Consider the following 12,136-nt stretch of genomic DNA (forward strand, 5'->3'; position numbering starts at 1 on the left):
CCGCACACCCGCCGAAGAACTCGACCGGCTACTGTCAGACCCGTCCACGTTTGTTGCGGCCACCGCTTGAATCCGCCAGCACAAAACGAGCCCAAGGATTTTGCGTTTCAATGTCGTCCAAGAAGTCGTCCGAGAAGTCGTCCGAGAAGTCGTCCGAGAACAGCGTTCAAGCGGGCCGGCGCCGATTTGGCACCCGCTGGCCGCGACGGATCCTGCTCTGTGTCTTCGTCCTCGTCGGCGTAGTCGGCGCCGTCCAGCTTGCCTCCCTGCCGCGTTGCGCGAACGCCCACTGCGTCGGCGACGCCCCGCAACCCGAAGCGGCGCGCGTGGCGATCACGCCCGGCCCCAACGCACACAACGTCGACCCGGTGGCCCAGGTCACGGTGAAAGCGGATGCCGGGACACTGGTCGATGTCCGCATGGTCAACGATGTCGGCAAGACTATCGAGGGCGTCATGACCCCGGACAACACCGTCTGGAAACCCACCGTCCCGTTGGGCTATGGGCGCACCTATACGCTGACCGTCACCAGCCGCGGCTCCAATGGCGTTGCCTCGACTCAAGTCTCGTCGTTCTCCACATTGCAGCCGTCCAATCAGACCAAGGTCTCGTTCACCACCACGTCGGAGGCGCCGTTGCACGAGGGCGGGACTTATGGCGTCGGAACGGTGGTCGTCGCGCACTTCGACGAGCAGATCGCCGACCGCGCTGCCGCCGAGCGACAGCTGGTGGTGACCACCGACCCGGCGGTGCAAGGGTCGTGGTTCTGGGTCGACGACCAGAACGCCCACTGGCGCCCAGAGCACTATTACGCACCCGGCACGACGGTCACCGCGGAAGCCAGAATCTACGGAATCTCCTTGGGGGACGGTTTATTCGGGCAGGAGGACAGCCGCGTATCGTTCCGGATCGGCGACGCGCATGTATCGATCGCCGACGACGCCACCAAGGTGGTGAGCGTCTTCAACAACGGCGCACTGGTCCGCACGATGCCCACGTCGATGGGCATGGGCGGCACCGAAACGATCGGCGGGCGGACGTTGTCGTTCTGGACTCCCCCGGGCATCTACACCGTCCTCGACAAGGGCAACCCGGTGATCATGGATTCGTCGACATTCGGGCTGCCCAAGAACTCCCGCCTCGGGTATCGCGAAACCATCAACTACGCCACCCGAATCAGCACCGACGGCATTTATCTGCACCAACTCGACGCGACAGTGTGGGCGCAGGGCCACACCGACACCTCGCACGGATGCCTGAACCTCAACGGCGACAACGCGAAATGGTTCTACGACTTTTCGGTATCGGGTGATGTGGTCGAGGTCCGCAATAGCGGTGGACCGCCGTTGAAGCTCGCTCAGAACGGCGACTGGACGCTCACCTGGGATCAGTGGCGCCAAGGCAGCGCGCTGCAGCGGTGACGGCGCGCGACCCTGCGCAGCCGCGTCACAAGTCTTGACTCATTCCAGAAAAGGGCGCATATTGGTGGGGTGTCCTCAACGGATTACGCGGAGCATCTGCGATCGGCTGATCTGCGTGTGACCCGGCCCAGGCTTGCCGTGCTAGAAGCTGTGAACGCCCATCCACATGCCGACACCGAGACCATCTTCTCGGCGGTGCGGGTCGGCCTGCCCGATGTCTCCCGCCAGGCCGTCTACGACGTGCTCAATGCGCTGACCGCGGTGGGCCTGATCCGGCGGATCCAGCCGTCTGGTCTGGTTGCCCGGTACGAATCGCGGGTCGGCGACAACCATCACCACCTGGTGTGCCGGTCCTGCGGAGTCATCGCCGACGTCGACTGCGCCGTCGGCGATGCGCCGTGTTTGACCCCGGCGGACACCGACGACGTGCTGGATGGTTTCGTTCTCGACGAAGCCGAAGTCATCTACTGGGGCTTGTGTCCCGACTGCTCGACTGCCGTTTCCCGATCACAGCCGTGATCAAACTCTGATTCACTCAACCCCCGGAAGGAATGCTGTGTCATCTGATACATCCGACAGCCGCCCACCCCAGCCAGACGCCGGGACGGCCAGCAAGAGCGAGAGCGAGAACCCGGTAATCGCCTCGCCCAAACCGAAAGCCCATGCGCCGCTGACGAACCGGGACTGGTGGCCCGACCAGGTTGACGTGTCGACGCTGCACCCGCACCCACCGCAGGGCAACCCGCTCGGCGAGGACTTCGACTACGCCCAAGAGTTCGCCAAGCTCGACCTCGATGCGCTCAAGGCCGACATGATCTCGCTGATGACCACCTCGCAGGACTGGTGGCCGGCCGACTACGGCCACTACGGCGGGCTGTTCATCCGGATGAGCTGGCACGCCGCCGGCACCTACCGCATCCACGACGGCCGCGGTGGCGGCGGTCAGGGTCTGCAGCGCTTCGCACCGCTCAACAGCTGGCCGGACAATGCCAGCCTGGACAAGGCGCGCCGGCTGCTGTGGCCGATCAAGAAGAAGTACGGCAACAAGATCTCCTGGGCGGACCTCATTGTTTATGCCGGCAACGTCGCCCTGGAGTCGATGGGGTTCAAGACGTTTGGCTTCGCGTTCGGCCGCGAGGACGTCTGGGAGCCCGAAGAGGTCCTCTGGGGTGAAGAGGAGGAGTGGCTGGGCACCGACAAGCGCTACTCGGGCAAGCGGGACCTCGCGGCGCCCTACGGTGCGACGACCATGGGTCTGATCTACGTCAACCCGGAGGGGCCCGAAGGCCAGCCTGATCCCATTGCCGCGGCAGTGGACATCCGTGAAACGTTCGGCCGGATGGCGATGAACGACGAGGAGACCGCCGCACTCATCGTGGGCGGCCACAGCTTCGGCAAGACCCACGGCGCCGGCGACGGCGACCTGGTGGGTCCCGAGCCGGAAGGTGCTCCGATCGAGCAACAGGGACTCGGCTGGAAGAGCTCGTTCGGCAGCGGCGTCGGCAAGGACGCCATCACCAGCGGCCTGGAGGTGGTCTGGACGCCAACCCCGACCAAGTGGGACAACAGCTTCCTGGAGACTCTGTACGGCTATGAATGGGAGCTGACCAAGAGCCCCGCGGGTGCCTGGCAGTTCACGGCGAAGGACGGCGCCGGAGCGGGCACGATTCCGGATCCGTTCGACGGGCCGGGCCGCGCCCCGACGATGCTGGTCACCGACATCTCGCTGCGTGAAGACCCGGTCTACGGCCCGATCACACGGCGTTGGCTGGACCACCCGGAGGAGCTCGCCGAGGCATTCGCGAAGGCCTGGTACAAGCTGCTACACCGCGACATGGGACCGGTCTCCCGCTACCTCGGGCCGTGGGTTCCCGAGCCTCAGCTGTGGCAGGACCCGGTTCCCGCCGTGGACCACGAGTTGGTCGACGAGCAGGATGTCGCGAACTTGAAGAGCAAGGTGCTCGAATCCGGTCTGTCCGTTCCCCAGCTGGTCAAGACGGCATGGGCTTCGGCGGGTAGCTTCCGCAGAACCGACAAGCGCGGTGGCGCCAACGGCGCGCGCGTGCGCCTTGAGCCGCAACGGAACTGGGAGGTCAACGAGCCCTCCGAACTCGACAAGGTGCTGCCGGTGCTGGAGCGGATCCAGCAGGAGTTCAACAACTCGGCATCCGGCGGCAAGAAGATCTCGCTGGCCGACCTGATCGTGCTGGCCGGTTCCGCGGCGGTGGAAAAGGCGGCCAAGGATGCGGGCTATGAGATCACGGTGCACTTCGCGCCCGGGCGTACCGACGCCTCACAGGAGAGCACCGACGTCGAGTCGTTCGCGGTTCTCGAGCCGCGCGCTGACGGGTTCCGCAATTACGCGCGGGCCGGCGAGAAGGCGCCGCTGGAGCAGTTGCTGGTGGAGCGGGCGTACTTGCTCGGTGTGACAGGCCCGGAACTCACCGTGCTGATCGGTGGTCTGCGTGCGCTCGGCGCCAATCACGGCGGCAGCAAGCACGGGGTGTTCACCGACCGGATCGGGGCGTTGACCAACGACTTCTTCGTCAATCTGCTCGACATGAACACCGAGTGGAAGGCGTCGGAGACCGCGGAGAACGTCTATGAGGGTCACGATCGTGCCTCGGGCGCGCGCAAGTGGACCGCGACCGCGAATGACCTTGTGTTCGGCTCGAATTCGGTGCTGCGCGCGCTGGCGGAGGTCTACGCGCAGGACGACAACCACGGGAAGTTCGTGGAGGACTTCGTCGCGGCCTGGGTCAAGGTCATGAACAATGACCGGTTCGACCTCAAGTAGAACCTGATCGGGCGACACCCCGCGAGCTCCGGCTCGCGGGGTGTCGTGCGCCAGGGCACTAGGGCTGCCACCACTGCCCGCGCGCGATGAGGACATCGCGTAGCAGGTCGGCGCGATCGGTGATGATGCCGTCCACACCGATGTCGAGAAGCGCCTCCATGGTGACGGGATCGTCGACCGTCCACGCATGTACCTGGCGACCCGAATCGTGAAGTGCCCGAACCAATCCCGGCGTAATAAGCGGTATGCGACCAAGCCGTGGCGGCAGCTGCACGCAGTCGCTGTCGCGCAGCACGCGCCACGCATACGTCCGGCTGGCAGGTGTTTTCGCCGCCACCAGCGCCAGCAAAGCGCCCCTGCCGGCCGAGCTGGCGACCCGTTTGGACAGCAGCCGCAGCGCGCGCCGGCGACGCCGATCGGAAAACGAGGTGACCAGCACTCGGTCGTGCGCGTTCAGGTGTTCGATCGCGGCTACGGTCGGCTCGACAGCCGATGCTGCTTTGATGTCGATATTGATCCGCATGTCCGGCAAGGTGGCAAGGAGTTCTTCCAAGGTGGGAATCGGTTCCCCTGCACCTAAATCGGCTTTGCGGACGTCGCGCCAATCCAACTGGTCGACGGCGCCGGGCACTGCGGTCCCCTGCCCGAGCCTGCGGTCGTGCAGGATCACCGCAACGCCATCGCGGGTCGCACGAACGTCCGTCTCGATGTAGCGGAATCCGAGTTTCACCGCCTCGTGAAACGCGCCCAAACTGTTCTTCGGGTATTTGAACGAGGTAAACCCCTGGTGCGCCATGGCAATTGGTCCGGTGCCACGAAGAAATTCCACGACACCGTCGTCGTAGTCGCCCATCGCATTAGTATCACCCGACAAAAAGTGCGCTCACCGATGTGCCCACCGATTTGCTCACCGATTTTCAGCGGCAGGTGAATCGCATTCCGCCGGAAGCCCGTGGTAGTCGCGAGCGACTCACTCCGGAGGCGTATCGACGGTGCAGCTGACGCCGGGAGCTCGTCGAATGCGCCGGTCCAGCGTCACCAGCGAAGCGCCGATCGTCTCGGCAAGGGCAACATACGCGGCGTCGTAGCTGGTGAGGTTGGCACGCAGCTGCCAGATACGCGCCGCCAAAGCTTCGTATGGCCACAGCTCGATGGCCAGCTCCAACAGATCGACGTGGGCTTGTGCTGCATAGTCGGCGCTGATAAGCCCGCTCGTTTCGAGCCGGCGGATGATGTTCGAGCACTCAAACGGCATCAGCGCTGGGGCGAAGAGCGCAGTACCGACAAAGCGGGTCGCCATCCAAGTGCCGGTAGGTCCCGAGTCGAGCAAGGCAGTCACGACGGCCGAAGCGTCACAAACCAAGCGGCTCGTCATCGCCGATCGGCGTCGCGCGCGGCCAGCGTCGCAGCCGGAGTCACGCGGACGCCCGTCGCAGCTACCCGTGTCCGGGCCCGGGCCAGCACTTCATCGACGGTCGGCTTGTCCGCGGCTTCGATCAGTACGCCACGGAGATACTCCTGCAACGACTTTCCGGCTCGCGCGGCTCTCGCGGCCAGTTCGTCGCGGACGCGGTCGGGGACGTTTCGGATGGTGACCACGGTCATGCAGGCATAGTAGCGCGGATGCAGCTATTATGCATGCACGCGTCTGCTCGCCGTAAACGCTCGCGCGCTAGCGGTTGAGACCCCACTGCCCGAAGTCGGGCGCCAGCACGTCGTCGACGTCCACGGTTATCCCGCCCAGCACCGGACCGTTGATGATCCCCTGGTAAAGCACCGCGGTGGGCTCGCGTTCCCCGTTCGACCAGCTTCTCGTCTGCCATGCCCAGCGGTGTCCGGCAGTGGTCGAGTGTCCAATCACGCCGTCTCGAACCGCCCATCCGCACGCACGGGCATGGCCATAGATGCCGGTGCGCTCCACACCCATTGCCGAGTTGATGCCCCGGAACCAGTCGACGGCAACGCTGTTCCAGGTGTCGAGGTCGATATTGTCATCGACGCTGAAGAAGATGGGCGCCGAACTGGGGCCTCCGGCGGCGGTGTGCAGCGCCGTGGCGGCGTGAGCGTCCGCCACACCGCCGTCGTATCCGCGGGTGAAATCCGAGGGCGCCGACCAACCGGGTTTCCCGTACTGGAAGTTGCTGACGATATGAAGGCCGGCGGCGCGCAGCGCATTGGCGTAGTCACTAGTGAGGGGCTTCGCCTCGAAATTCGCACCGGGCCGCGATTCGGATACGTAGTTGACGACCCCGTCGTAGCCTGCCGACTTGATCTCGTCGGGCGGGATTCTGCGCTCCGCGAAATCGATCAATCGCATATTGGCGGCTGAAGCCTTCGGCTCTTGCAGGGTCGCGGCCAGCGTTCCCAGGCTCAACAGAGACGGAACGGAAAGCGAATATTTGAGCACGTCGCGTCTGGAAACAGATCGCGTTCCCCCGCTTCCACGGGCAGCCCAATGGTGCATCGCGAGATGGTAACAAAGTCAGCCCGCGGCCACGAGGCGCATTCTCCGGTTCCAGTCGCGGCCGGATACCTATCCCTTGGGCCGCTGAGCGACCGTGGCGCGATCGCTCTACCATCTTGCTGTGCGCATTCAGCTTGCCCGTAAATCAGTTGTCGTCGGCCTCGTGCCGGCTGTCGTCGCCATCGCGTTGACGTTCACCGCCGCAGTGTTGCCGCCCGGCGTGCCGGGTGCGGTGCCGTCGGCCGCCGCCGCGAATTGTCCACAGGTGCAGGTGGTTTTCGCCCGCGGCCGAAAGGAATCGCCGGGTCCCGGTGTACTAGGCAACGCATTTATCAACGCGCTCAGCTCGAAGGTCGGGGGCCGGAGCTTCGGCTCGTACGCCGTGCGATACCCCGCCGATACCGAGGTCGACATCGGAGCCAACGACATGAGCCAGCACGTCCAGTACATGATCAACACCTGCCCGGACACTCGGCTGGTACTGGGTGGCTACTCGTTGGGCGCAGCCGTCACCGACGTGGTACTCGCGGTGCCGATCTCCGCGCTGGGTTTCGACAATCCGCTGCCGACGGGGGCCGATCAGCACATTGCTGCTGTCGCGTTATTCGGCAACGGCAGTCAATGGGTGGGTCCGATCACCAACTTCAACCCGATATACAACGACCGGACCATCGAGCTGTGCCACGGCGCGGATCCCGTCTGCAACCCGGCCGACCCGAACACCTGGAGGGACAACTGGCCGGAGCATCTCGCGAGCGCCTACATCCAGGCCGGTATGGCCAATCAGGCAGCCGATTTCGTCGCAGGCAAGCTGTGATCGGGCTAAATCCGGTGGAATCGGCGCCGCGGCGGAGCGCTGCGCAGGAGTAGCAGCGGCTCGAGCCTGCGCTGGGCCGAAAAGCTCCGCTGCAGCCGTCGGGCGCTCATCAGCGCCACCAGGCTGATTGCGCGCCTCCCCAGTGCCATCCGGCTCGTTCGTTGTTTCCAGGTGGGAGGTGTCGAGCCGGCGCGGCGGCCCCACTGGTAGCCGATGCACAGTGCGGTGACCAACGCGGAAGCAACCGCAAGCGCCGTCATGAAGATGAGCGTCCTTGGTCGCTGTCGCGGGAAGGTCACAAGCCAGATACACCTTCGCCACTAAGAGCCGGCTGAAAGGTCAACCGGCGGGCTGGTGGTGGTGAAGTTGTCCACCGACATCGCCGACAGGTCGGGTGCCTCGTTTGGGCGCTGTGGCCCGATTAAATGTGTCGATCTGGTAATCGGTTACGACGGAATGGAATTGGGCGGCTTCTGTCAGCGATTTGTGCTGACGCTGTCCACTGCGACCAAATGGCGACGGCCGGGCCGGCGTTTTGCAGTTGGAGCGCATCCCGATGCCGCGGATAGCCGCTGGGAATCGCCGCCGTGCGCTGCGGCAGCCCCCTGCTTGGCCAGAAATGATGGATGGCGGCGCATGGCTTCCATCCGCGCGACTTCACGCCGGTGAGCTGCAGCCCAAGCCGGATGGGACTTGAGGAAAACTACCGTCGCACCTGATTCGCTTGCCACGATCGCCAACTCCCTCGAAAGCATTTCGCCGCTCTGTTATGCGGCGTCAATCCCACAATGATGGGTTCTGAGTGGGATGGGGTTCTGAATGGTTCTGATCCTGATTAATGATGCCCAGGTGAACCTGTGACCAAACCTTTGCGATCCTGAGATTTGGCCGTGAATTCGGGATATCTACCGTCCGCGAGCAGACACAAAAGCCCGGAAAAAGGGCCGGTTAGCATGCTTTTGCGTCTGCTCGCGCACTTGGGACAGCCAGGTCCGGTAACGTGCGCTCATGCCCGATCGCAACCGTCGCTTCCTGCTCCGCGAGCGCCCCTCGGGACGCATCGGCCCCAACACCTTCGAACTCAGCGAGGAGGCGGTTCCCGAGATCAGCGACGGCGAGGCACTGGTCCGCGTCGACTGGATTTCGCTTGATCCGACCAACCGCACGTGGATCAACGACACACCGACATACCTGCCGCCTGTTGGTATCGGCGAGGTGATGCGCGCCGGTGGGATCGGTGAGGTCGTCGCGTCGAAGAATCCCAATTACCCCGTCGGCCAGATCGTGCAAGGCCTGGTCGGCTGGCAGGAATACGTAGTCGCTTCTGACACAATGCCTTTGCTTCCGGTCGAGGTTGCCGACGGTGTCTCGCCGAGTGCCTACATGGGTGCGCTCGGGATGACCGGGCTCACCGCGTGGATCGGGATTCGGGATATCGGCAAGCCGAAGCCGGGCGAGACGGTGGTGGTGTCGGCGGCGGCGGGTGCCGTCGGCTCGGTCGCGGGCCAGCTTGCCAAGGCCGACGGGGCCCGCGTGGTCGGGATCGCCGGGGGCCCGGAGAAGTGTGCGCTGCTGACCGAACAGCTCGGCTTCGACGCCGCCGTCGACCATCGCGCCGACGACTGGGCCGCCCAACTGGCCGCCGCGACCCCCGACGGCATCGACGTCGACTTCGAGAATGTGGGCGGGGCCATCATGGACGCAATCTTCGCGCGCCTCAACATCGGTGCGCGCGTCGCACTCTGCGGGCTGATCTCCGGCTACAACTCGGAGGATCCGCCACCCGGCCCACGCGCATTCGGCAACCTGCTCATTCAGCGTGCGACGCTGAAGGGCTTCATCGTCCTCGACCACTTCGGCCGCGCGCCGGAGGCGATCGGCGAGATCGCGGGCCTGATCACCCAGGGCAAGCTCACCCCGCTGGAGACCATCATCGAGGGCTTCGAGCAGCTACCGACGGCGATCAACATGCTGTTCGACGGCAAGAACGTCGGCAAACTCATGGTGAAAACGTCCGGGTAGGCCCATACGACCGAATACGGTTTGTCGCCATGGCGGCCGCCCGATCGCTGATAACCGACGATGCTGTTCCGCACCTGCATCGCGACCTTTCCAACCGCCAGATCCAGCTGATCGCGATCGGCGGAACGATTGGCACCGGTCTGTTCCTGGGGTCCGGACGGACAATCTCCCACTCCGGCCCCGCCGTGCTGCTGGTGTACGGAATCATCGGGTTCTTCGTGTTCTTCGTGCTGCGCGCGATGGGCGAGCTGCTGCTGTCCAACTTGAACTACAAGTCCTTCGTCGACTTCGCGGCCGACCTGCTGGGACCCGCGGCGGGCTTCTTCACGGGCTGGTCGTACTGGTTCGCGTGGATCGTCACCGGTATCGCGGAAATTGTTGCGATCACCGGCTATTCGAAGTTCTGGTGGCCCGGCCTGCCGGCCTGGGTGCCCGCCCTGGTGACGGTCGGGCTGGTGCTGCTGTTCAATTTGTTCAGTGTGCGCAACTTCGGGGAGATCGAGTTCTGGTTCGCCTTGATCAAGCTCGCGGCGATCCTGGGCCTCATCGTCGTGGGTGCGATCCTGCTTGGGACCAATTTCGTTTCGCCACAAGGACATCGCGCGACGGTCGAAAACCTCTGGAACGACGGCGGCTTCTTCCCCACCGGGTTCATGGGCGTGGTCAGTGGATTCCAGATCGCGTTCTTCGCGTTCGTCGGTGTGGAGCTTGTCGGCACCGCCGCGGCCGAGACTGCCAACCCCCGCCGCACGCTGCCGCGCGCGATCAATGCCGTGCCGCTGCGGGTGGCGATCTTTTACATCGGTGCGCTACTTGCGATCCTGGCCGTCGTCCCCTGGCGGCAGTTCGCGGGTGGGGAGTCGCCGTTCGTGACGATGTTCTCACTGGCCGGGCTTGGCGCCGCCGCGTCGATCGTCAACTTCGTGGTGATCACCTCGGCCGCCTCATCCGCGAACTCCGGCGTATTCTCTACCGGCCGAATGCTTTTCGGCCTGGCGGACGAAGGCAGCGCTCCGGCGCCCTTCCGTCGGCTCAACGGCGGCGGCGTGCCGGCGCTCGCGCTGCTTGTCACGGGGGCCCTGCTGCTGACCTCGATACCGCTGCTCTACCTGCAGGGTTCGGTGATGAGCGCGTTTACCCTGCTGACTACCATTTCGTCGCTGTTGTTCATGTTCGTCTGGGCGATGATCGTGGTCAGCTACCTGGTCTATCGCCGGCGCCACGCGCAACGTCACGCAGAGTCGATGTACCGGATGCCTGCGGGTGTGCCGATGTGTTGGTTGGTCCTTGTCTTCTTCGCGTTCGTCATCTGGACGCTGTGCACCGAAAGGGAAACCGCGATCGCGCTGGCATGGTTTCCGTTGTGGTTCGTCGTGCTGGCGGCCGGCTGGCTGATCGTGCGGCGGCGGCCCGGCCGCGCAGAGCAGTACCGTCTGTTCCAGGCCGAGATGAACCGGCCAGCCGACAATGTGGACTCCCTTCCAGCTGGTTCTCACCAGTCGCAACGTCCGGCAGAATGATGGCCCGTGAGTGACACCGGTAGACCACGAAGCGGCGTCATCGGCGTAGGTATGGTCGGCACGGTCCACGCCCGCGCTGTGCACTGGGCCGGCGGCGAACTGACCGCCGTCGCCGCAAGCAATCCCGGACGCACCGGCGCCGCCTGCGAACGGCTCAACGCGAAACGGCCCGCCACCGCCGAAGAGATTGTCTACGCCGACGACGTCGACGTCGTACACGTGTGCACACCCAACCATCTGCACCATGACGTGGTGCTGGCGGCGTTGGCCGCGGGAAAGCACGTTATTTGCGAAAAGCCTTTGGCCACAACTCTTGCCGACGCTCACGAACTCGCCCAGGCGGCAGCTCAAACGGACCGGGTCACCGCGGTGCCGTTCGTGTATCGCTCGTATGCCTCCGTGCGTGAGGCGCGGGACCGGATCGGCGAGATCTCTCCGTGGCTGATCCACGGCGGCTATCTGCAGGATTTCAAGGCGTTGGCGCAGCCCGGCGGGTGGCGTTCCGATCCTGCCCGAGCGGGGGTCTCGCTGACGTTCGGCGACATCGGCTCGCACTGGTGCGACTTGATGGAATTCGTTACCGGACAGCGCATCACGGCGCTCAGCGCGGTGCAAGCCTCGACCGATGCGGTGAACCGACAGGACGGTGTGATGGTGCTTTTCCGCACTGACCACAACGCAGTCGGCAGCCTCATCGTCAGTCAGTCCTCACCCGGTCGTAAGAACAAGCTGTACTTCTCGTTCGACGGCCGGGTGAACTCGGTGATGTTCGACCAGGAGCATCCCGACGAGCTGGTGATCGGTGGGCTGCGCGCGAACACTGTCGTCATTCGGGACGCTGCCGCGCTCTCGCCGGCCGCCGCCCGCTACTCGGTCTTGCCGGGCGGGCACCCTCAGGGTTATCAGGACTGTTTCAACCTGTTCGTGGCCGACGTCTATCGGGCGGTCCGCACCGGACAAGTGCCCGACGGATTGCCTACTTTCGTTGACGGGCTGCGCGCGGCGCGCATCGACGCGGCGGTAGCGGAATCCATTGCGAGCGGTGATTGGGTACCGGTGGCGCCGGCGGGCAGCGCTCGGAACGGTGCCGGGTAG

The 12,136-nt window shown here is 64.7% G+C and carries 12 protein-coding genes; 7 read left to right on the top strand and 5 right to left on the bottom strand.

Features of this window, described 5'->3' with window-relative positions; all coding sequences use genetic code 11:
• The first annotated feature begins 110 nt into the window (after positions 1 to 110).
• The 3 genes from A5791_RS11025 to katG all read left to right on the top strand — a co-directional run bounded on the left by A5791_RS11025 (position 111) and on the right by katG (position 4,218).
• Entirely contained in the window at positions 111 to 1,421 is a 1,311-nt protein-coding gene (locus A5791_RS11025; RefSeq protein WP_067235522.1) for an Ig-like domain-containing protein, read from the top strand.
• Between the two features lie 69 nt (positions 1,422 to 1,490).
• Positions 1,491 to 1,940: a Fur family transcriptional regulator gene (locus tag A5791_RS11030; RefSeq protein ID WP_067235526.1), complete on the top strand. Its 450-nt coding sequence runs from the start codon at positions 1,491 to 1,493 to the stop codon at positions 1,938 to 1,940.
• Between the two features lie 37 nt (positions 1,941 to 1,977).
• The gene (katG, locus tag A5791_RS11035) at positions 1,978 to 4,218 is read left to right on the top strand and encodes a catalase/peroxidase HPI (protein WP_067235529.1); all 2,241 of its coding nucleotides are present in this window, start codon (positions 1,978 to 1,980) and stop codon (positions 4,216 to 4,218) included.
• A 58-nt stretch (positions 4,219 to 4,276) separates the two neighbouring features.
• Here katG and A5791_RS11040 read toward each other — a convergent pair whose 3' ends face one another.
• From A5791_RS11040 to A5791_RS11055, 4 genes are all read right to left on the bottom strand, one after another.
• On the bottom strand, positions 4,277 to 5,047 hold the full coding sequence (locus A5791_RS11040; RefSeq protein WP_197504659.1) for a glycerophosphodiester phosphodiesterase family protein: 771 nt from the start codon (positions 5,045 to 5,047) through the stop codon (positions 4,277 to 4,279).
• Between the two features lie 141 nt (positions 5,048 to 5,188).
• Positions 5,189 to 5,593, bottom strand: coding sequence for a type II toxin-antitoxin system VapC family toxin (locus tag A5791_RS11045; protein ID WP_067235536.1), 405 nt, complete (start codon positions 5,591 to 5,593; stop codon positions 5,189 to 5,191).
• Positions 5,590 to 5,823 (bottom strand): hypothetical protein, encoded by a 234-nt coding sequence (locus A5791_RS11050; protein WP_067235539.1) that lies wholly within the window; start codon positions 5,821 to 5,823, stop codon positions 5,590 to 5,592. The genes A5791_RS11045 and A5791_RS11050 overlap by 4 nt, the downstream gene beginning before the upstream one ends.
• 67 nt (positions 5,824 to 5,890) lie before the next feature.
• Complete coding sequence (locus A5791_RS11055) at positions 5,891 to 6,682, bottom strand: DUF1906 domain-containing protein (protein WP_067235542.1); 792 nt, start codon at positions 6,680 to 6,682, stop codon at positions 5,891 to 5,893.
• A gap of 121 nt (positions 6,683 to 6,803) precedes the next feature.
• On the opposite strand from A5791_RS11055, the gene A5791_RS11060 reads away from it, so the two are divergent.
• Positions 6,804 to 7,499, top strand: a complete 696-nt coding sequence (locus tag A5791_RS11060; protein ID WP_067235545.1) for a cutinase family protein — start codon at positions 6,804 to 6,806, stop codon at positions 7,497 to 7,499.
• Between the two features lie 5 nt (positions 7,500 to 7,504).
• On the opposite strand, the gene A5791_RS11065 is transcribed toward A5791_RS11060, so the two are convergent.
• Positions 7,505 to 7,759 carry a hypothetical protein gene (locus A5791_RS11065; RefSeq protein ID WP_067235548.1) on the bottom strand — a complete coding sequence of 85 codons (255 nt, stop codon included), beginning with the start codon at positions 7,757 to 7,759 and terminating at the stop codon, positions 7,505 to 7,507.
• Between the two features lie 748 nt (positions 7,760 to 8,507).
• Here A5791_RS11065 and A5791_RS11070 point away from each other — a divergent pair.
• The 3 genes from A5791_RS11070 to A5791_RS11080 are packed head-to-tail and all read left to right on the top strand — an operon-like array spanning position 8,508 to position 12,136.
• On the top strand, positions 8,508 to 9,521 hold the full coding sequence (locus tag A5791_RS11070; RefSeq protein WP_067235551.1) for an NADP-dependent oxidoreductase: 1,014 nt from the start codon (positions 8,508 to 8,510) through the stop codon (positions 9,519 to 9,521).
• Positions 9,522 to 9,550: 29 nt separating this feature from the next.
• A complete protein-coding gene (locus tag A5791_RS11075) occupies positions 9,551 to 11,041 on the top strand; it encodes an amino acid permease (protein WP_067235554.1) in 1,491 nt (496 codons plus the stop codon).
• Between the two features lie 6 nt (positions 11,042 to 11,047).
• Positions 11,048 to 12,136, top strand: coding sequence for a Gfo/Idh/MocA family protein (locus A5791_RS11080; protein WP_231995857.1), 1,089 nt, complete (start codon positions 11,048 to 11,050; stop codon positions 12,134 to 12,136).

Source organism: Mycobacterium sp. 852002-51163_SCH5372311, assembly GCF_001667115.1.
Lineage (GTDB): Bacteria > Actinomycetota > Actinomycetes > Mycobacteriales > Mycobacteriaceae > Mycobacterium.